Source organism: Thiothrix litoralis, assembly GCF_017901135.1.
Classification (GTDB): domain Bacteria; phylum Pseudomonadota; class Gammaproteobacteria; order Thiotrichales; family Thiotrichaceae; genus Thiothrix; species Thiothrix litoralis.
On sequence record NZ_CP072801.1, the window covers coordinates 4,190,752 to 4,209,662 of the forward strand.

An 18,911-nucleotide genomic window follows, 5' to 3' on the forward strand; every position below is an offset into this window, starting at 1 on the left:
CTAAACTAGAAGTTCATCATGGTCAACGCTTTCTCAACAGCATTAATGTACTATGTAATAAATTACGTCTAGGTAAAATGTCAGTGCCATCATAAACACTTTTCACATCTGATATGGAATAAATTGCTGTTTGGTCAAATGCTTTAATTGACTGAATAAGCGAAGGTACTTTGCGCCTTTTTTCAGTAATAAACAGTAGTTCAATTGGATAGGGCTTTCCCATGTCGCCATCGAATGAAATCACCTTGTATCCTTTTTCACGTAAATTTTCTGCCAAAACATCATTATTGAATGATATGCAGCGGACAAGTTCATCACCAATGGCAAAGTGGCTTTCAATTATGATACCAACATAATTACCCACGGAAAAACCGCAGGCGTAGGCTAATGCAAGATACCATTGATCAAGATTTGCAAAAACCTGAGCTGCTGCAAGCAACCAAATAGTAATTTCAAAAAAACCAATAAACGAAGCTAGAAATTTTCGACTACGAAATATTAGAATTGTTCGAAATGTTGCAAGCGAGACATCAGCAACTCTGGCAAAAAAGATTAACAGTGCTAAAAAATACGGATATTCAGCTAATAATTCGATAATGACTACTCCTTGATAAAGGCAATTGCAGCATAATGTTGGCTCTTTGGGAATTCCTGTGAAAGCCACAACATGTAGTATTGCGATGAAAATCGAGCAACCCTAGCGAGGATACCCCTATGAAGAGTAGCTTGCAAATGCTTGATACCCCCAACGTCGTTTGAATAGGAATAAACCCATCTCTTTATACACAAATCAGTCCTTCCCCCAATTCACTAGCCATCTGAATCCCATAAATACAGTCCAGCACCCTTGAGTAGCCCAACCAGATACTTTTAGCTCCCGGTTCGCCATCGCATTTTCTGCCCAGAAAGCCCCCCAGTTCTGCCAGATTGCGGATCACTTGATTGAGGGTAGGTATGCCATCGGGCAGTGCTTTTTTGCCGAGCCGGAAGGATACTTTCCATTCCAGCGGGTCAAACACCAGCTCAGCCGGAAGTTCTGGGCAGGTACGCCCCAACCGCATCAGAAACATAATCCGCCAGGCCACCATGATGTAGAGCGCGAGGGCTTTTTCGATGCGCTCTTTAGTGTCCAGTTGCAGTTTTTCGACGCGACAGCCAACTTTCAGGACATCAAAAAACATTTCGATTTCCCAACGCGCCCGATACCAGTCGATGAGTTCACAAGCGGCATCGGCGGTCTCTACACAACGGTTGGTGACTAAACGCCAAATGAGGGGCGATTTTCCGGCGGGTGGGTTGATTTCTTTGGCTTGAACCAAGGTCAATAGCATCGGGTGCTTGCTCTTGGGACGCAGGGTATAACGTAACACCTTGATTTCCTGTACCACTTTGCGGGCTTTTTCACCCTGCTTGCGCGGTTTGGTAAAGGTGATGCGGGTCAACGCCTGTTGTTGCTCAATGGCATCCCACAGTTTGAGGTCATCTCCTAAGGCACGGTTATGTTGCGCCCGTATCAGCAGGTCAGCCGGGTAATCCAAGGCTTGTGCCCGTTTGAGCAAGTCGTAAAAGTCGCTTTCACGGTCGCCCGTATAGATGAGCCGGTGTCCGGGGCAGCGTGCCGCCAGTTCGGCTACCCGTTCATACCCTTCGATCCAGCGACGGCTTTCTTTGATGCTGGGGTTCGCTTGGTCGGCGGCTTTGCTCAAGCCCCGTGACCACATCCACGTATCGGTGATGCCCAACGGCAGGCGTTCCGGGGTGATACACAAGGTCGGATGCAGGTACATCCCGCGTTGCTTATCGTAGGATAACCGCCCCAAGCCCTCGGTTTCCTGTCCATTGAAGTCCAATTCGGTGGTGTCTTGAATGCACAGGATAATCTTCGAGTCTTGTTGACGGATTCGGCACTCTGTCGCTTCAAAGTGGGATGCCATCAAAGCATCATGGCTCACCGCCTCATTCCAGAAGAAACGGTACGTCGCCAAGGTACTTGACCAACTCTGGCAAGCCTTGGGGAGGCTGGATTGGGGCGCTTTCAGCATGGCATTGAGAATATGGGCGGCGCGTGTTTCGAGGCGCTTGTCTCCCAAATCAAGATCGGTGAGTTCGCTAGATGACCAGTTCATAGGTGAAAATTGCTTATCTTACATCAGCTTGGGACTTGTGTATAAGGAGATGGAATAAACCGAGGCTCTTCGTGAATTCCCGAAGATCCTGATTTTTCTCATTTATCAGGGCAATCCGCCGGGCACTGTTGATTACTTTCTGTGTTGTCACAGAGGCCATCGCCGCAATATTTACGTGGTTCCTGATTATTGGCTGGTGGTCTTGGTTCGGGATTTTTACCTGCACCGTTAGTGGGGGCAGGTCTTTGTTTCTGATCATTTTTCTGGAATGTTTCGACAGATTCTTTGCCATCTGCGTCGACATAGACAAACTGGTACTGCCCTTTTTCATCCCAGTTATAGTTAACTTGGTGTGGCTTGTCGTTTACTGTGTATTCCAATGAATAGCTGCTGTCATTTATTTTCTTGAAATCTGTTATTTTGGCACCTTTTAAAGGGCCATAATCATCCGTGCGTATAGGCTGGGATTTGGCTTGCGGTTCAATTTGATCTTCTGGTGCATTTGCCAGTGAATCGACTTGTACCTTGCCCCTTAAGCCCGCAATTAAATACGGTGGGTAGTCAGTGGCATGATATTCATAAGAGCCAGTTTCATTAAATCTCCCTAAGTATTTATCAAGGGTTTTATCAGTTTTTCCGTACAGGGGATAACCGTCTAACGCATAAGCAATAGGATTGCCTTTACCGACCACCTTTTCCAAATGTTCGGGGGCTAGGTGGTAGTGATAATCATCAGCCCGGCCACTATGACCACCCCACTGATCAAGCTCGCCTATATCAGCCGCATACTCACCGCGATTATTCATGGCAGTAAAGATGGGTACACCATTCACCGCAATGGCAATCGCACCTTTATGAAAATGGTCTTTGGTTAACATCGGTTCATCAGCGAGAACGGGTTTTAGCGGGATTTTCCAACTGTTTTGACCGGTATAGTTTTGTGGGAGTGGAACTTGTTGTTGCCAATTGGTAATGCCTACCATCATATTGTGCTCAGGTAGGCCATTGGATTCTACATTTAAATAGTCTGAGTCTTCACTGGTTTTAACATGATGGGAATGCTGAAAGAGTGAATGCATGTGACTATGAGTGGTATTATTCTGGGTGGTTGGAAGCGTATGCTTGCCATCCACGACTAGCCGACAAAGCAGGGTGTTGTCTTTTTCCAGATCATCTGTCCAGATAAGTTTTGCGTTTGCATCCCATTTTATTTCGTCGTAGCCATCTTTCGGTCTAACCTGAGCGACGCTATATTCTGTGGCATGTTGCCATGCGCTATCATCAAAGTTTGGCATTTGCCAAGATGCTGGTTCAGCCTCAGATGTAAACTGGCATTCACCTTGTCCCGCTATAGGATTGGATACCTTGGCGCAGTTACTGTCCAGCGGAGCCTTGTGAATGACTTTACAGCGCATCGAGGCATCAGAAACAGCAACGACATTACCAGATTTCAGGTCAGTAATTTGGGTGATAAAACCACCATCGCCCATTTGCTGACGTGGAGAAGCAATATATTCAAGCCCGGTGTTGTTTTCTTTGAAGTCTTTAATCATGAATGCCAAGACAAAGGGGCTTGATGCGGAAAACTGATGTGTTTCAGCATTAAATGATCGTTCTGTGGTAATAGATACAGAGTCTTCCAAGAGTGGCTTGCCATCAATATAGGCAGAAAACCAATTATCAGCCCATACGTCAATATTATACTGATTTTGTTCGGCTGACATTGCGGTGGAGCTAAATGCCAAGCAACCAATGGAAAATAATGACAGCGTTTTTAGACTAAAGGGTTTCATATGGATTTGCCTATAATTGATCGCGTTGTTCAGATGAAAGCGATTGACTGGATTGGACTATTGGTGTGCCTACAAGTGTTTGTGTGAAACCTGGAGAATCAAACTCAATGTGACCCTGTGGCCAATTAACTTTGATAGACCATTGAAAAGACTCGGAATCTGTAGAAAGTTTTGATGGGCGCCGCTCGATACCATCAATCGAAAAAGGGCACATACCTGCTGTTGGAGTAGCATAGTCAAGCATAAATCTCATGCCAAAAATCTGGTGAAATCTCAATGTCGCACGGCAAACGGTAAATAATAATTCATTGTTGATGTTCTCCCATTTTAGAATGTAGTCGATGTCAAAGAGCAAATCGGCGACACCCTGATCAGGAACGAATGAATCAAGCTTAAACCCGTGAATATGTACATCATGCCAAGAAAGTGACTCAAAATCGCTGGTGTACCAAATTTTTTTAGACATCATTGTCATCCTTTAATTTTGAATGATTCTATCACAATTAGCCATGTAAAGCCGCTGTGCTGGGAAAATTGCTACCACCACACAACAAGGCCATCTCAGATATTTATGTGTGCATAACGTTTTGTCTGGATGGACGGAGCAGAAAGTAAACTTTGGAAAAGTCATGAGTTGTTACCGCGTCAGCCGTCGGAATTATAATTATGTAATTTCATCAATTATTTTTCTTAATTAACAGGCTACCCTTCATCTCTATTATTCTGGGATTTTTCAATGCGTGCTTGAGTGTATTGTGACCAATTGCTATTTTCTCTTGAGATCAAGTTTTCAACTCGCTGGACAAAAATAGCAAAAGAGTTTTTTGTATGATAAGGTTCTGCTTTTGTTAGAAAAAGAAATTTCTCATGTTTTAATGATTCACAAGTAGTACGATACTCTCTCCAGTTCTCTTGAAATTGATTTAAACTGATTGCAGCAGAAATTATTGCTATTGCTGCACCTAGCAAAGCAATAACTAGTGTTACAGGAAAAGGTTCTTTAGCAAATCCTGCGATTAATGGAATTGCAGCAGCAGCTACAATTTCTATTGCTCTAAGCCGCTTAAACCAACGTTGTGCTTTTTGACTCTTGCTATCATACCATCCAATTTGATCATCAACTCTTGATGCAAGGTATTCATCTTCATTCATATACTAACTCCTAATTAATTATTAATCTTTGAATTGATAGGTGCAACGGAATTTGACAACTATTCAATCCTAATGGATTTCGGACCATTTGTATAATATTTATCTTGAATGTGTACTTTTTTGCTTGAGATTAACAACTGAGCATCAGAAAAGTCATATTCATATATGTGTGCAGAAGCAATATATCCTTTCAAGCTTCCTATGCCTACAGAGCATCTATCGGAAAGATCATTTTGTAGTCTAGCTAATGCCAATAAGTTTGCATATTGCCGTCCAAAGATATTTTGACTTCTAAAGAAAAACTGTAACACTAATTTTTCATTTCTTATCTTTGCATCGATTGTTGTTAAACAGGGTAAATTTGCTGATTGATTTCCCGGTGTTAGGAGGCAAATAGTGGCAGATTTAGTTTCATTTTTAGTTAAAAGTCTTTCAATCATCCATTCAAATTGATCTACTCCAGAATGATCATAGATACAAGCGCCATATGTGAAAGGTCTATCTAGCATAACAACACCTTTTCTAAATTTAGCCAATGTTCTTTTTACTATTGCAGAATCACCATATTTTTTAATTATATGATCCTCTGGCTTCGGATTCAATATTTCAATATTTAATCCGAGAATTTCTTTAATTATAATGTCTTCATCATAATGTAATGAACCAAAGTCCATTACCTCTTTGATGCTTTTTATCCAGCCTTCGCCAATCGTTTGAGCATGAATAGCTCGACATGTATAATTAGATTTCATTCATGATCCTTTAAGCAATATAGCTCTACATTCTCACCAAATAACTCAATCTTAGAACCTAAAGTATCAAAAAAGCTGTAACCACTTGGGTTACTAAATCTATCATTTTCAATTCTTTTTAAAATTTTATAATCTTGTTCTAAAGTCTTGGCGATTACATGTCTTTCTTCAATAATTTGACCAATTATAGTTATGTTGTAATTACATTCTTGAGCTATTTGATGGGCGATGTCAATATTTTCTTTCGGAATAGAATATAAGTATTGCCAATCTCCACCTGTTAGTGTTAATTGCATAGGTCTTATATTTAACTTATTAGCGATGTCGAGACTCGCAGAATGTAAAGGTATTTTAGTTTCATCTATAATGGCACCTACACCGCTTGCGTTACACAAGTTATATATACTACTTGCTAACCCATCACTGATGTCAGTACAGGCATTTGCTACTTTTGCTCTTGCTAACTTTAGACCTAATTCGTATGGTGGATTTTGATAAATCAGTGCATGTTTAAGTATTTTTTCAGTTTCTTTAGAAATGCAAATATTTTTTTTGAAAGCAAATCGTCCTGAAAGCATAGTACCTAAGTGTCCCGTTACGATTAATAGATCACCCTTTTTTGCTTTTGAACGTGTAAGTCTCTCAGTTTTTTGTGCTTTCCCCGCAACAGTTACCACCATGGCGAACGTTGAATTTTTTTTGGTATCTCCTGCTGCTAAAAATGCCCCATATTTTTTTGCTGCTTTTTGTGCGCCGATCATAACTTGCTTTACAAAATTGAATTTCAACGAGCCTGGCAACAAAAGTGCGATAGTTATTGCAAGCGGTTTTCCTCCTGAAGCGACAATATCACTTACTGCATGTGATACGCCAAAATCACCTACGCATTCAGCATTCCCATCTGTAAGACCAAGTGTATAGGCTATATTGATTCCTGACCTATCAGTATTCATCAGTAAAATATCATCTTCACCTATTGTAATGTCGATAAAAGCTGAATCATGTCCAAAGCCATCAAGCAATAAATCAGATGTTTCTAGTAACTGTGTTATCTCTTGTACTATTTCTTTTTCACTGATTTCATCTAATATTTTATCAAGCATACACTCTTCCATAATCAATTCATGTGTATCATATTCTGGTTATTTACATCCATCCATGAGTTCAATAATCTTTAATGTTCTTTGATAGTCTTTATTCTTCTTGAGGTTTTTTGCTCCTGACGCTTCTTTCCATTTGTTTTCTTTTATCATTAATTCTTTTAGTTTTAATAATGCATCAAGTTTTTCTGAGTCAAATTCACCATTCTCAATGGCATTCATTAATGATATTGATTCTGTCATATTCGAATTTCCTTCATTTATTGTCAAAATCTTTTGTTCTATAGGTGTAAGGCTATTAAATTCTTCTTTTTTCTTCTTGCGTAGTTCTTCTAATTTTTTTGAGGCTGGTTTTTTATATTCGTTATATTGTGAGTCAGTGTATTTTTGTAAAAAAGCTTCTAGGTTTTGAATTTTAATATCAGGAGAATTTAAAATGTCATTTAGTTCAGTGTTGACAGTATCGTAAGTCCATAATCTTACGCAACGTATATATCGAGTTTTGTATTTCTCTTTATTGCCATGTTCACTTTTGCTATTATTTCTTTTTCGATTAAAATTAATACCATATGCAAGATTATTGTTTTTAGGGTTAGAAGTGCTACTCCAAAACCTTCCGTACTTCATGATCATTGAGTATACAAGAGGTTTTTTTATGAAGGTTTCTTCATCATATCCATAGCTATTTTTATAACTTTCCTCTGTATTGATGGTTTTAAGTTCATCAATGCTAGGAATTCTCCAGTCATTGAAACCTCCGTAACTATTTTGATTTAATTGATTTCGATACTTCAGTTGGTCAACAAATGCATATCTTATATCAGGTATTTGTACCTGCCACATAAAACCAGTGTCGTCATCCAACCATACTTTATTTTCTTCAATATAAACTGATTTAATGATTTCATGAGCGATGTCTTCTATATTTGTACTTTTATAATGAAAACTCAAAGTATGATTTTTATCAAGTTCTTTTCGCCATTCTTTCATTTTTTGTATTGTAGTAGATCTAATTACATTATTGGTATCGGATTTCCCTATGCAAAATACATATATGTTTTTTTTATATTTCTTGGCTTCTTCATATTCTAGATGTGTATATGATTTTGATTTTCCTGGTAGGGGATTGCCATAAGTGTCTCCAACTAATAAAATGACTGTATCACTTTCACGCACATTTTGTAATGACCTTTCAAGAGGTGGATGAGCAACAGCTTTATTATCATTAAGATCTATAAAATCCATGCCATAGTATGATAGTTCATTTCGAAGTCTCTCTCTTATTTCCTTAAACTCTTCAAATCGTGATGCTATGAAGATTTTTTTGATTTGGTTTGCCATTAAGTAAATACCCAATAAGTTATCGTATATTGTTGCCGCGTTCAGCCAGTACTGATCTGACTCAGATTTTTAGAGATTCCTCTTAGTATTATTCGTTTTAACTTCAGGTTCTACGTTGTTCGTTTCTTCCACCAATGCAGGCATCCGATGTAATCTGTCATGGATGGCATGATGAATAAATGACAGTTTTGTACGTACCGGTTCTGTTAATACAAACGGATAAGCATCATTCATTCCCATGCTACGATTTAATGAGTTGAGAATGACAGCAAAATCTATCCAAGTATCCAAGATACTGGTAATTGATGTTTGCGCAGAGAAAAAGTAGGTGCTCTGGGGTAAGTTCAAATCTTCGATTTCTTCAGCATCATCTGTATTTGCGGAGGTCGAGCCGGTAATGGAAAAGTTTTTTGCGGTTTCTAGCGTGTCCATGATATGCATATAATGCGCCCAAGTTTCTGCCCAGTCCTCATAGGGATGCATGGTGGCATATTCGCTAATAAATGCTTCACGCCAGTTTTCTGGAGAACCATTTTTGTAATGTTTGTCCAGTGCTTCTTGGTAATCCAGTTCATCATCACCAAAATATTGTTTGCATAATGCATGTTTTTCTGGTGAGCTTGCAATTAATATATCAAAATAATAGTGGCCTAGTTCATGACGAAAATGCCCCAGCAATGTACGATAACGCTCACCCATTGCCAGTTTTGTATGAGAGCGGGCAACGTCGTTCGCTTCAGCTAGATTGATGGTTATGTGGCCACAATCATGGCCAGTAAATACCGTTTCAGAACCGTGTAGTTTACTAACAAAATGATCATTGACATCGCGATCGGTAATAAAATCAAAACTTAATCCATTGTCTGGATCTTGGCTAATATTACGCAATGGCAAGGAAAATGCTTTCAAGGTATATAAAGCACGCCGCTTGGCTCTTTCCATTTTCCGCCACAGAGGAATGTGCTCAACGATGCTTAAATTCGGAATGGTTTCATTAAAGCGACAAGCGAAACACAACACTTCATCTTTATCGTCAGCAGGGGCAAGCGTATTCAACTTAACCATGCCATTACACGCTTGGAAATTAGCATTGTTATCACATTTTTGATAGCGAATATGTGGCTGTTCTGCTTTGAAATATTGTCCACTTTTTTCATCTAAATCATAAGGTTCTACTTTTTCAAACTCGTCATCAATCCCAACAGTCCTGTTGCAAGAACTACAGGTACTGCTCTCGAAGAATAAAATCTGATGATCTTGGCAAGTGCAGTTAAAGGTTTTCATATATATTTGTGGCTCACAAAAAATGATTGACAGAATGTCTGAAACTCTATCACAAGCGGGTGAAAAATACCTACGTATTGATGCTTAAAGAAAAATACGATCCTTCTGGGGGGTTCCAGGCGGCTTGGTTGGTGGCGTGGGCGTAATCGTAGTGGGGGGGATTGCCGTCGACGGTGTACCGGGCGGTTGGAAAAATTGCTGAAAATCAGGCATGGGTGCAAAGGTTGGCATGTCATCGAAAAATTGCTTGAAAAAATCGTCATTGAGCGGGCTGTTCTTGAAGAACGGGTCATCAAATGGGTTGCTTCCCCCAAACATCGGTTGGTTGAACAGGGCTTCCGGCCTCATATCCAAGGCTTGCAACAATGCCTGTTTGCGCTCTGCGGGCAGGGTGGTGTTCTGTTGCACCTGTTGACGGATTTCATCCTGCGTGCCTTCAAAGGTGAAGTTGCGGGTGTCGTTGGCCTCGTCCTGATAGTTGATTTCGGCGTGGTAACGTCCATCCGGCAACGTCTGGACTTGCACCGATTGGGACTGGCTGATCATGCTGGGTTGGAGCTGTTGTTGCGGCGGCTGGGCGGGTGCTGCCGAGCCTTGGAAAATGTTAAGACCGTTTGCCCACAATGTGCTGGAATGCAGCAGGGCAATGAGCGTTAACGGTATGAAATGTTTTGCGTGCATGGCTTCACTCCTCTGGGATGGTTGATAATAAAAGTGTAGACAAGCTCACGGGGCAAAAAAAGTTACCAATATTTAACATGACTGCATGATAAATTATGGCTGTAATCATCATAAATATAACAAAGGAGCTTTTATGGATACTGCTACCCTGTTGTGGGGCTTACTGTTTGGTTCGATTGGCATGGGCTACTTCCTGTACGGCAAAAAGCAGCATCGCCCGATACCGCTGGTCTGCGGCTTGGGCTTGATAGTTTTCCCCTATTTTGTTTCCGGGCAATTCTTGCTGGTGGCGATTGGTTGTGCGCTCAGTGTGATTCCGTATTTTGTACGGTTGTAAGTACAGTCTGTTACAGAATGTCTGGTTAGGCGGCAGCTTGACCGGCCATTTTTTTGCAGGCATTATGTAAGTAATTACTCACTTACTTGTGATCAGGCAATAAATAACATGATTCATGCAAGCATCCAAACCCGTCTCCCCGCCGAACGTCGTCAGGCCGAAATGGTACAGGCTGTCCTGAAGCTGGCAGCACAGCAGGAGCCAGCCAGTATCACGACGACCCATATTGCCAACGAGATTGGTTTGAGCCAAGGCGCAGTCTTCCGCCATTTCCCCAACAAACAGGCGATTTGGCTGAATGTGGCTGAATGGCTGGAAGCAACCCTGTTACCGTTGGTTCAAACTGCCGCCAAATCTTCGTCTGACCCGCTGGAAAACCTCAGTAATATCTTCCGCGCCCATTTGCAATTTGTGCAGGAAAACCCCGGCGTGCCGCGTTTCATCTTCCACGAATTGCAGCAACCCGCCGACTCCCCGGTCAAGCAGCAAGTGGCGGGGATGCTGCAAAGTTACAGCGGTATCCTGATCCGGGTACTGCAACAAGCCAAAGCGCAGGGGCTGGTATTGCCGACACTGGATGAACGCAGCGCTGCCACGTTGTTCATCGGTTCGATTCAGGGGCTGGTGATGCAGGCGATGTTGATCGGCTCTTGCGCCGCCATTCAGCCACTGATCCCCGGTGTCTGGAACTTGTATTGTCGTGCTATCCGCGAGGAGCCAAACGCATGAAAAGCCCGCTACTCAGAAAGATTATATTACCGCTGATTGTCTTGGTCATTCTGGGGGGCTTCGGCTGGGTGGTGACCCAACAAGGGCCGATGGCTCCGACGCAAGTGACCGTTGCCCCTGTGACCCGCCAAGCGATTGCGGCCAGTATCTTCGGCATTGGCACGGTCGAAGCGCGTTACAGTTACCGCATTGGCCCCACTGCCGCCGGGCGTATCAAGCAAGTGTTGGTCGATGTCGGCGACAGCGTACAGGCTGGACAAACGCTGGCGGTGATGGAGGGTGTTGACCTTGAAGCCCGCATTCAGGCCGCCGGTTTAGCCGCCGAACGTGCGTCCGCCAGTATTGCTTCAGCCACCGCGCAGACCAAGGAAGCCGCCGCCCGCCTGAGTCTTGCCCAGCGTGAAGCTCAACGCCAGCGCGAACTCGCTGCCAAAGCCTTGGTCAGCCAAAGCAGCAGCGATACCCGCCAGCAAGACCTTGCGGTTACGACGGCCGCTGTCGAAGCCAGCAAAGCCGCGCTTGAGGTTGCCAATAAGGAACAGCAACGCCTGCAAGCCGAACAGCAAGTCTTACGCCAGCAACAAGCCAACCTCGTGCTGACCGCCCCGGTGGCGGGCATGATCACCACCCGCGATGCCGAAGCAGGCACAACGCTGGTGGCAGGCCAGCCTGTCCTCACCCTTGCCGACCCGCAAAGCTACTGGGTAAAAGCCCGCATTGACCAAAGCCAAGCGCTCGGTTTGCGAGCAGGGCAGGCCGCCAGCATTACCTTGCGTTCCGCCCCACAGCAAGCACTCGCAGGCAAGCTGATACGGATCGAACCCATCAGCGACAGCATCACCGAAGAACGCATTGTCGGCATTGCTTTCACCCCGGTTCCTGCGGCTTTATCGTCCGGCGAACTGGCAGAAGTTACCCTGCAAACCGGGCAAAAAGCCGCTGTACTGGTCATTCCCAATGCCGCCATCCAGCAACATGACGGGCAAACCGGGGTGTGGAAACTCAATGGCGACAACACCTTGCAATTCACTCCCGTGCAAACCGGTATCCAGTCACTCGACGGGCAGGTGGAAATTCTCAGTGGCTTGCAGGCGGATGACAATATTGTGGTGTACACCAGCAAAACCCTCAGCGCTACCAGCAAAATCAAGGTGGTGCAGCAACTGGCTGGGGTCAAGCCATGATCAGCCTCGCCGCCCGCGACATTGCCCATTCATGGTCAAAATACGTGTTCACCGGGGTTGGCTTGGGTTTGCTGATCGGGGTCACCTTGTCGATGGCGGGCATTTATCGCGGCATGGTGGATGACGCACAAGTGTTATTGCGCAACAGCCATGCCGATGTGTGGGTAGTGCAAAAAGACACCCAAGGCCCCTATGCCGAATCCTCCAGCCTACCCGATGATATATACCGGGGTGTGCTGGGAATGCCCGGCGTGGAACAGGCCGCCAACGTCACCTATTTCACCATGCAAGTGCAGCATCAGGGCAAAGACACCCGTGTAATGGTGGTCGGCTTTGAACCGGGGCAACCGGGTGCGCCACCTTCACTGGTAGCTGGTCGCCACGTGACCCGTTCGCATTACGAAGCGGTGGCTGACGTGAAAGCGGGTTTCAAGCTGGGTGAAAAAATCCGCATCCGCCGCAACGATTACACCATCGTCGGTTTGAGCCAGCGCACCGTATCGACGGGGGGCGACCCGATGGTGTTCATCCCGCTGGCGGATGCACAAGCGGCACAATTCCAGAAAGATAACGATGCGATTGTCAGCGGGCGCGAACGTACCGCTGCGAACCCCGCTTTCAACCGCCCCAGCGTGCCGGGCTTGCTGGAAGCAGTGCAAGCCAGCCAGATCACCAGCCACAACGTCAATGCGGTGCTGGTGCGGGTACGCCCCGGCTGGGATGCGGCGCAAGTGGCTGCCGACATCCAGCGCTGGAAACACTTGCAAGCCTACACCTACGCCGACATGGAGGAGATTGCTGTCCAAAAGCTGATTGCTACCTCCGCCAAACAGATTGGTTTGTTTCTGGTCATTCTCACCCTTGTCAGTACTGCGATTGTGTCCTTCATCATCTATACCATGACGCTGGGGAAAATCCGTGAAATTGCCGTCCTCAAGCTGATCGGTACGCGCAACAGCACGATTGCGTGGATGATTTTGCAGGAATCCATCGGGCTAGGGTTGGTCGGTTTCATTATCGGCAAAACCGTGGCGACCTTGTGGGCACCTGTCTTCCCCAAGTATGTATTGTTGCTGCCGCTGGATGCGGTGCTGGGGCTGTTGGTGATTGTGCTGGTGTGTACGCTGGCCAGCGTGATGGCGATCCGTGCGGCTTTGAAAGTAGACCCCGCCGAAGCAATAGGAGGCTGATCATGAGCGCTACCCGTTCTAACGACATCCCGGCGATTGAACTGCGCGGCCTGTGCAAGCGTTACGGCAGCGGCGACACCGCAGTGGATGCGCTCAAAGGCGTGGACATGCGCATTGCCCCCGGTGAAGTGGTCGGTCTGGTCGGCCCCAGCGGTTCAGGCAAAAGCACCTTGCTGAAAAGTTTGGGCGCGGTGATTGACCCGACGGCGGGGCAGATGTTTCTGGGCGGGGAAGCCATTTTCGATGGGGTATGGAAGGTCAACGATTTACGCACCTTGCGCCGTGACCGGATTGGCTTTGTGTTCCAAGCCCCGTACCTGATCCCGTTTCTGGACGTGACCGACAATGTGGCGCTGTTGCCGATGCTAGCGGGCAAATCCAACCGCGAAGCCCGCCGCCGGGCGCTGGAATTGCTGGAAGCGCTGGACATGGGGCATCGTGCCAAAGCCAACCCGTCGCAACTTTCCGGCGGTGAACAGCAGCGCGTGTCGATTGCGCGTGCCTTGGCGAATAACCCGCCGATTATTCTTGCCGACGAACCCACCGCACCGCTGGACAGCGAACGTGCCTTGGGGGTAATGGGTATCCTTAACGCGATGGCGCAACAGCACCAGACCGCCATTATCGTGGTGACACACGACGAAAAAATCATTCCCCTGTTCAAGCGGATTTACCACATTCGCGACGGCAAGACATATGAAGAAAGCGTAGGATAAATACCTTATCAATTTGATCAACTTTAATGCCGTGCACTATCCGTTAGTTTAAGATGCACATTCCATTTTTTTGTAACAAGGAAAGACCCAGATGAGAGACGTATTCAAACGCATTGGTGGCAAAGCCGCTGTTGACGCGGCGGTAGACCGTTTTTACGTTTACATGTTGGAAGATGACCGTGTAAAACACTTCTTCGCCAATATCAATATGGAAAAACAACGCCAGCACCAGAAGGATTTCATCAGCTTCGCCTTGGGTGCAGAAGGTGGCTATGCGGGTAAGGACATGCGTGCCGCCCACCAGCACATGGTTGACCACATGGGGCTTTCAGATGTGCATTTTGATGCCACCATGGAAAATCTGGTGAAGGCACTGCGTGACCTGAAAGTACCGGAAGACATCATTGCCGAGGCGGGTGCCATTGTGGAAAGTACCCGTACCGACGTGCTCTGCCGTTGAGTCCAGCTTGCGAATCGTCATCACCTATTAGGTGGTGGCGATGCCATCTTCCCGCAACGCCCGTTCCCGCAGCCCGTTCACCAGCCGCCCCAGCACACCGGGGAAACTGGCCAGCAAGGCTTCAAATTCTACCCCATCGAGCATGTTTTTCACCCGTAACCCAAGGTCAGTATCGCCTTCAATCCGTAAGCGGCGGTTGAAAAATAAGGTATCCGGGTCTTCTAGGCGCATCGCGAGGCGGATGAAATCCATCAGTGTCGCAGTAAAGGTGACATCCTGCCGCCCGGCTGTTTCTGCTTTCAAGCCGGACGTTGCCACTGAGAACCACAGCGTCATACCAATATCCGCTACATGCACGCAAAAGCGGCGGCCTTGCAGGGCATCCCAGTCCAGATCTTGCAGGCTTTTCCATACCGAGAGGTTGAAAGCGGTGGCGAAAGCCAACGATGCGGGATAAGCGGGCAGACGAGCCACCAGCCGTGCCAGTGAAGTGGGGAATTTTAATGTCATCGAAGCATTTCTCCTTTAAGCGGTAGCTAGGTCTAACCCGGCTTTTCCGAGCCAATACCCGTCACAGGCGGGTGCTGGCAAATACGTTTCCAGCCGTGCTGCCACTTGCGCTGCGGGCAATGCGCCATCCAGCACCTCGCGGAACAGCGTGATCACTTCCGCCATGTGCTGCGATTGCGGCGACAGGCGTAGCGTTGTTACCGGCGTTCCGGCCAGTTCTGCCAGCCGGTGTGCTAGTGTGTGTACTTTGCCAGATTGGGTTTGCGTGCCGTTGATGGTGAGGAAACCTTCACCTTCGCGGGTGTTCATCAGCAAGCCATCCGGGTGGTCGAGGCAGCGGAATTCGCAGGCATCCTTTTGCAGATTGTGGTGGCGGGCGGTGAAGCAGCGCGAGGAAAAGGCCAGCGGTAAACGCCCGTAGGCAAACACTTCGGTGGCCATCCCCGCCGGGATCGGCATCTCCGCCAGCATGGCACGCGGCATTTCCACGGGGGGAACCCAACGCACCGCACCCCAGCTTGCCAGCAAGGCCAGCGTATCAGGGTTATACACATTCAGGGCGGGGCCTGCCACAAACGCCTTGCCCGCTTCAAACAGTAGCCGCACAGCCCCGAATTCATTGGCTTCCACCCGGAACGAGCCGTTGTCCACGATCTTGCGTAATGCCTTGAGGTCGGACTCGGACTCAATCAGGGTCTGGGTGGAAAGCACCACTTCCTTGCCTGCGGCGCTCAGCTTTTCCGCCAGCCCCAGCCAGTCATCGAGGCGCATGACGTGGCGGCGTGAACACACGGTTTCGCCCAGATACACGGTATCCACTGCCCAGTTGGCAGCTTGCTCATAGAAAGTCAGTACGGTGTCGCGGGGCCAGTAATACAACAATGGGCCAAGAGCCAATTTGATGGATGGTGTCATCAGTACCTCACTTCCACGGGCGGTAATAAGCACCAAGAGTGTGCATACTGCCCTCGGATACCTTGTCGAGTTGCGCCAGCCAGCCGGGGTGTGGCTGGAAGCCTTGCGGGTTGCGTTTCACCGCATCAATCGCGGCACGCCATACTTGGGTCACTTGCGTGACGTAGGCGGGGCTGCGTTGGCGGCCTTCGATTTTGATGGCGGCAATGCCGAGGCGGTACATTTCCGGGAGCATTTCCAGCGTATTGAGGCTGGTGGGTTCTTCCAGCGCGTAATAGGTTTCGCCTTGCACTTCAAAGCGGCCTTTGCACAGGGTTGGGTAGCCTGCCTTTTCGTGGTCGGCGTAACGGTCGATCAGCACCCCGTTGAGGCGGGTTTCCATGCCTGTGGGGGTCTGTTGCCAGCGCACCGCATGACCGGGCGAACACGCCCCGAAGGTGTTGGGCGAATCCCCGCAGGCATACGAGGACAGCAAACAGCGCCCTTCCACCATTACGCACAGGCCACCAAAGCCAAACAGTTCGATTTCCACCGGCGTGTGCCGCACGACGTTGGCGACTTGCTGCAAGGACAGCACCCGTGGCACGACCGCCCGCTGGATGCCGAAATGTTCGTGGTAAAAATTAATGGCTTCGTAATTGGTGGCAGAGCCTTGCACGGAAAGGTGCAGGCGCAATTGCGGGTGGGTTTTCAGTGCATACGCCATCAGACCGGGGTCGGCGAGGATGATGGCGTCTAGCCCTGCATCTGCCGCTGTATCCACGGCTTGTTGCCAGCGTTTGAGCATGGCAGGTTGGGGGAAGGTGTTGAGCGCCATCAGTACCTTGCGGTGTTTGGCATGGGCGTAGCGGATGCCGTCGGCGAGTGCCTTGGCGTCGAAATTCAGGCCGCTGAAATTACGGGCGTTGGTGTTGTCTTTTAAGCCGAGGTATACCCCATCCGCCCCGTGGTCAACGGCTGCCTTGAGTGCGGGCAGACTGCCAGCGGGGCAGATGAGTTCGAGCAGTGGTGTGGGCATGGTTTGGCCTCTTGTCGCGGTGGATGGTACTTCATACGCCCGCTAATGGCAGGACGCCTTGACCCATGTCAACGTTCCCGTGGGTGTTGTTACATCATGATCACCAGCACCAACATCAAAGCCCAAGCGATAAGGCCAATACCGATAACGGTCTGCACGACATTGGCGGCAGCCATATCTTCACCCGTGTGGCCTAAACCCTCAATACCATGATAGATGATGCTACAGGACAGGCCAATAGCAGCCAGAGACACGACCACATTGAAGCTCAGGCTTGGCACAAACAGCGCCAGAGATGAGAGCCACAGCGGAATGGGGCTGATGCTGGCGAGCAAATAGGCATCGTGGTAGTCGATACGTAAAGTATTGGTTTCGGCGACTTGCTTGATGAGCCACCCCATGACCAAGAGGGTGAATACCTCGGTCAGGAAGAAGGCCGCCGCGACCGCAGCCCAGTCTTTAGCCAGTCCTTGAGGAAGGAAAGCTTCCGGGTAATGCGTGCCCGCATAATACACCATGAGTGGCGGCAGCAAGGATAAAGGCAGCACGATAAAAGCGAACAGCTTCAGCAACCGTGGGTGGATGCGCTCGATTTCCAGCCAACCTTCGTGAGTGGAAAACGGCAGATACAATAGGGTATTCAGTTTCATGATCAAACTCCTCTTGGTAGAACAGGCTTGTTGCCCGGAAAACCCCGCTATTTAATATCACACTGTGATATTAATATCATAGTCTTCCTTGCGGATATGTCAAGGCAGAAAGTAGCCATGTCGACCGAATAGGGTTCTTTGAATTGCTGTAGAATCTCATTCACTTTATGGGCATGGATATTTAGGAACACTTCATTGACTAATGCAAAGACTGACACGAACTTGACATCCACAGGTGCTCCCGCTGGAAGTACCTTTCCTAATCACTTGGTGAAGGCTGACTATGTGCGGTTGTCCGATTTCCGCCATGGATTGCGCCGCTTCTTGCGCGTCAGTGAGCGGATTTGCCATGAGCAGGGGCTTACCTCGCTGCAATATCAGCTACTGCTGCACGTGCGTGGTTTCCCTGAGCGCGACTGGGCTTCGATCAGCGAGCTGGCTGAACGTCTACAAGCCCAGCATCACGGGGTGGTGGCGCTGATCGACCGTTGCGAGAAACTTGGTTTGGTGGTTCGTCGCACGGGGTGCGAGGACAAGCGGGTGGTGGAAATCCACTTGTTGCCCGCCGGGGAGAACTTGCTGGAGCGTATTGCCCTCCAGCATCAGGATGACCTGCATCAGTTGCTCAGGATGTTTGCTTGGGTAGAGGCGCAGACACCGGTGGCGTAAAACTTTCGGGAAAAAGGACAGGCCAGCAAGCCTCGGAACCCATGAGCAACCCTAGATCCGTGGGAATCGGCTGTCTACACGGCATTGCATTGATCGCCGTTGCGATGAGAACAGTAGCAGGAGGGAGATAGACTTTGACCTCACAATGCAGCCGTCCCTCGGATTCATGCCGGAAAAAGAGGGCGGTATCGTCTGCATACTCCTTCAGGCCATACGTTTCCAAAAACAGTTTTTGGATGTGTTCCACAGCAGGATTTGCCAGCATGGCATCCCCCAGATTTTTGGTGAACCAAGTGGTCATGGG

22 protein-coding genes are annotated in these 18,911 nt (G+C 47.6%); 7 read left to right on the forward strand and 15 right to left on the reverse strand.

Annotated elements, in window-relative coordinates:
• Positions 1-22: 22 nt before the first annotated feature.
• The 10 genes from J9253_RS20410 to J9253_RS20455 all read right to left on the reverse strand — a co-directional run bounded on the left by J9253_RS20410 (position 23) and on the right by J9253_RS20455 (position 10,229).
• Positions 23-664, reverse strand: coding sequence for a DUF2179 domain-containing protein (locus J9253_RS20410; protein WP_210222641.1), 642 nt, complete (start codon positions 662-664; stop codon positions 23-25).
• A gap of 115 nt (positions 665-779) precedes the next feature.
• The gene (locus tag J9253_RS20415; RefSeq protein WP_210221796.1) at positions 780-2,126 is read right to left on the reverse strand and encodes an IS4 family transposase; all 1,347 of its coding nucleotides are present in this window, start codon (positions 2,124-2,126) and stop codon (positions 780-782) included.
• A gap of 98 nt (positions 2,127-2,224) precedes the next feature.
• Positions 2,225-3,919 (reverse strand): YHYH protein, encoded by a 1,695-nt coding sequence (locus J9253_RS20420; protein ID WP_210222642.1) that lies wholly within the window; start codon positions 3,917-3,919, stop codon positions 2,225-2,227.
• 10 nt (positions 3,920-3,929) lie between these two features.
• Positions 3,930-4,388 (reverse strand): hypothetical protein, encoded by a 459-nt coding sequence (locus J9253_RS20425; RefSeq protein WP_210222643.1) that lies wholly within the window; start codon positions 4,386-4,388, stop codon positions 3,930-3,932.
• Positions 4,389-4,621: 233 nt separating this feature from the next.
• The gene (locus J9253_RS20430; RefSeq protein ID WP_210222644.1) at positions 4,622-5,071 is read right to left on the reverse strand and encodes a DUF4231 domain-containing protein; all 450 of its coding nucleotides are present in this window, start codon (positions 5,069-5,071) and stop codon (positions 4,622-4,624) included.
• Positions 5,072-5,130: 59 nt separating this feature from the next.
• Complete coding sequence (locus J9253_RS20435) at positions 5,131-5,823, reverse strand: thymidylate synthase (protein WP_210222645.1); 693 nt, start codon at positions 5,821-5,823, stop codon at positions 5,131-5,133.
• A complete protein-coding gene (locus J9253_RS20440; protein WP_210222646.1) occupies positions 5,820-6,938 on the reverse strand; it encodes a thiamine-phosphate kinase in 1,119 nt (372 codons plus the stop codon). The genes J9253_RS20435 and J9253_RS20440 overlap by 4 nt, the downstream gene beginning before the upstream one ends.
• A 27-nt stretch (positions 6,939-6,965) precedes the next feature.
• Entirely contained in the window at positions 6,966-8,264 is a 1,299-nt protein-coding gene (locus J9253_RS20445; protein ID WP_210222647.1) for an Lcl domain-containing protein, read from the reverse strand.
• 69 nt (positions 8,265-8,333) lie between these two features.
• On the reverse strand, positions 8,334-9,548 hold the full coding sequence (locus J9253_RS20450) for a zinc-binding metallopeptidase family protein (protein ID WP_210222648.1): 1,215 nt from the start codon (positions 9,546-9,548) through the stop codon (positions 8,334-8,336).
• An 84-nt stretch (positions 9,549-9,632) separates the two neighbouring features.
• Entirely contained in the window at positions 9,633-10,229 is a 597-nt protein-coding gene (locus J9253_RS20455; protein WP_210222649.1) for a hypothetical protein, read from the reverse strand.
• A 133-nt stretch (positions 10,230-10,362) separates the two neighbouring features.
• On the opposite strand from J9253_RS20455, the gene J9253_RS20460 reads away from it, so the two are divergent.
• The 6 genes from J9253_RS20460 to J9253_RS20485 all read left to right on the forward strand — a co-directional run bounded on the left by J9253_RS20460 (position 10,363) and on the right by J9253_RS20485 (position 14,845).
• Positions 10,363-10,566 carry a hypothetical protein gene (locus J9253_RS20460; RefSeq protein ID WP_210222650.1) on the forward strand — a complete coding sequence of 68 codons (204 nt, stop codon included), beginning with the start codon at positions 10,363-10,365 and terminating at the stop codon, positions 10,564-10,566.
• 108 nt (positions 10,567-10,674) lie between these two features.
• Positions 10,675-11,295: a TetR/AcrR family transcriptional regulator gene (locus J9253_RS20465; RefSeq protein WP_210222651.1), complete on the forward strand. Its 621-nt coding sequence runs from the start codon at positions 10,675-10,677 to the stop codon at positions 11,293-11,295.
• Positions 11,292-12,479: an efflux RND transporter periplasmic adaptor subunit gene (locus tag J9253_RS20470; RefSeq protein ID WP_210222652.1), complete on the forward strand. Its 1,188-nt coding sequence runs from the start codon at positions 11,292-11,294 to the stop codon at positions 12,477-12,479. The genes J9253_RS20465 and J9253_RS20470 overlap by 4 nt, the downstream gene beginning before the upstream one ends.
• Positions 12,476-13,669, forward strand: a complete 1,194-nt coding sequence (locus J9253_RS20475) for an ABC transporter permease (protein WP_210222653.1) — start codon at positions 12,476-12,478, stop codon at positions 13,667-13,669. The genes J9253_RS20470 and J9253_RS20475 overlap by 4 nt, the downstream gene beginning before the upstream one ends.
• A 2-nt stretch (positions 13,670-13,671) precedes the next feature.
• On the forward strand, positions 13,672-14,385 hold the full coding sequence (locus tag J9253_RS20480) for an ABC transporter ATP-binding protein (protein ID WP_210222654.1): 714 nt from the start codon (positions 13,672-13,674) through the stop codon (positions 14,383-14,385).
• A gap of 91 nt (positions 14,386-14,476) precedes the next feature.
• The gene (locus J9253_RS20485) at positions 14,477-14,845 is read left to right on the forward strand and encodes a group I truncated hemoglobin (RefSeq protein WP_210222655.1); all 369 of its coding nucleotides are present in this window, start codon (positions 14,477-14,479) and stop codon (positions 14,843-14,845) included.
• A gap of 27 nt (positions 14,846-14,872) precedes the next feature.
• On the opposite strand, the gene ubiT is transcribed toward J9253_RS20485, so the two are convergent.
• The 4 genes from ubiT to J9253_RS20505 all read right to left on the reverse strand — a co-directional run bounded on the left by ubiT (position 14,873) and on the right by J9253_RS20505 (position 17,938).
• Positions 14,873-15,355: a ubiquinone anaerobic biosynthesis accessory factor UbiT gene (gene ubiT / locus J9253_RS20490; RefSeq protein ID WP_210222656.1), complete on the reverse strand. Its 483-nt coding sequence runs from the start codon at positions 15,353-15,355 to the stop codon at positions 14,873-14,875.
• A 15-nt stretch (positions 15,356-15,370) separates the two neighbouring features.
• Positions 15,371-16,270, reverse strand: coding sequence for a ubiquinone anaerobic biosynthesis protein UbiV (ubiV, locus tag J9253_RS20495; RefSeq protein ID WP_210222657.1), 900 nt, complete (start codon positions 16,268-16,270; stop codon positions 15,371-15,373).
• A 7-nt stretch (positions 16,271-16,277) separates the two neighbouring features.
• A complete protein-coding gene (gene ubiU, locus J9253_RS20500) occupies positions 16,278-17,288 on the reverse strand; it encodes a ubiquinone anaerobic biosynthesis protein UbiU (protein WP_210222658.1) in 1,011 nt (336 codons plus the stop codon).
• A gap of 89 nt (positions 17,289-17,377) precedes the next feature.
• On the reverse strand, positions 17,378-17,938 hold the full coding sequence (locus tag J9253_RS20505) for a Yip1 family protein (protein ID WP_210222659.1): 561 nt from the start codon (positions 17,936-17,938) through the stop codon (positions 17,378-17,380).
• Positions 17,939-18,133: 195 nt separating this feature from the next.
• Here J9253_RS20505 and J9253_RS20510 point away from each other — a divergent pair, with 195 nt between their 5' ends.
• Entirely contained in the window at positions 18,134-18,607 is a 474-nt protein-coding gene (locus J9253_RS20510; protein WP_210222660.1) for a MarR family winged helix-turn-helix transcriptional regulator, read from the forward strand.
• Here the strand turns inward: J9253_RS20510 and J9253_RS20515 are convergent.
• Positions 18,564-18,908 carry a hypothetical protein gene (locus J9253_RS20515; protein WP_210222661.1) on the reverse strand — a complete coding sequence of 115 codons (345 nt, stop codon included), beginning with the start codon at positions 18,906-18,908 and terminating at the stop codon, positions 18,564-18,566. The two genes, J9253_RS20510 and J9253_RS20515, sit on opposite strands and share 44 nt — an antisense overlap.
• Positions 18,909-18,911 lie beyond the last annotated feature (3 nt).

Coding starts and splice junctions, on each gene's coding strand:
- J9253_RS20415 (WP_210221796.1), bottom strand. CDS start 2,126: ATGAACTGGTCATCTAGCGAACTCACCGATCTTGATTTGGGAGACAAG.
- J9253_RS20420 (WP_210222642.1), bottom strand. CDS start 3,919: ATGAAACCCTTTAGTCTAAAAACGCTGTCATTATTTTCCATTGGTTGC.
- J9253_RS20425 (WP_210222643.1), bottom strand. CDS start 4,388: ATGATGTCTAAAAAAATTTGGTACACCAGCGATTTTGAGTCACTTTCT.
- J9253_RS20430 (WP_210222644.1), bottom strand. CDS start 5,071: ATGAATGAAGATGAATACCTTGCATCAAGAGTTGATGATCAAATTGGA.
- J9253_RS20435 (WP_210222645.1), bottom strand. CDS start 5,823: ATGAAATCTAATTATACATGTCGAGCTATTCATGCTCAAACGATTGGC.
- J9253_RS20440 (WP_210222646.1), bottom strand. CDS start 6,938: ATGGAAGAGTGTATGCTTGATAAAATATTAGATGAAATCAGTGAAAAA.
- J9253_RS20445 (WP_210222647.1), bottom strand. CDS start 8,264: ATGGCAAACCAAATCAAAAAAATCTTCATAGCATCACGATTTGAAGAG.
- J9253_RS20450 (WP_210222648.1), bottom strand. CDS start 9,548: ATGAAAACCTTTAACTGCACTTGCCAAGATCATCAGATTTTATTCTTC.
- J9253_RS20455 (WP_210222649.1), bottom strand. CDS start 10,229: ATGCACGCAAAACATTTCATACCGTTAACGCTCATTGCCCTGCTGCAT.
- J9253_RS20460 (WP_210222650.1), top strand. CDS start 10,363: ATGGATACTGCTACCCTGTTGTGGGGCTTACTGTTTGGTTCGATTGGC.
- J9253_RS20465 (WP_210222651.1), top strand. CDS start 10,675: ATGATTCATGCAAGCATCCAAACCCGTCTCCCCGCCGAACGTCGTCAG.
- J9253_RS20470 (WP_210222652.1), top strand. CDS start 11,292: ATGAAAAGCCCGCTACTCAGAAAGATTATATTACCGCTGATTGTCTTG.
- J9253_RS20475 (WP_210222653.1), top strand. CDS start 12,476: ATGATCAGCCTCGCCGCCCGCGACATTGCCCATTCATGGTCAAAATAC.
- J9253_RS20480 (WP_210222654.1), top strand. CDS start 13,672: ATGAGCGCTACCCGTTCTAACGACATCCCGGCGATTGAACTGCGCGGC.
- J9253_RS20485 (WP_210222655.1), top strand. CDS start 14,477: ATGAGAGACGTATTCAAACGCATTGGTGGCAAAGCCGCTGTTGACGCG.
- ubiT (WP_210222656.1), bottom strand. CDS start 15,355: ATGACATTAAAATTCCCCACTTCACTGGCACGGCTGGTGGCTCGTCTG.
- ubiV (WP_210222657.1), bottom strand. CDS start 16,270: ATGACACCATCCATCAAATTGGCTCTTGGCCCATTGTTGTATTACTGG.
- ubiU (WP_210222658.1), bottom strand. CDS start 17,288: ATGCCCACACCACTGCTCGAACTCATCTGCCCCGCTGGCAGTCTGCCC.
- J9253_RS20505 (WP_210222659.1), bottom strand. CDS start 17,938: ATGAAACTGAATACCCTATTGTATCTGCCGTTTTCCACTCACGAAGGT.
- J9253_RS20515 (WP_210222661.1), bottom strand. CDS start 18,908: ATGACCACTTGGTTCACCAAAAATCTGGGGGATGCCATGCTGGCAAAT.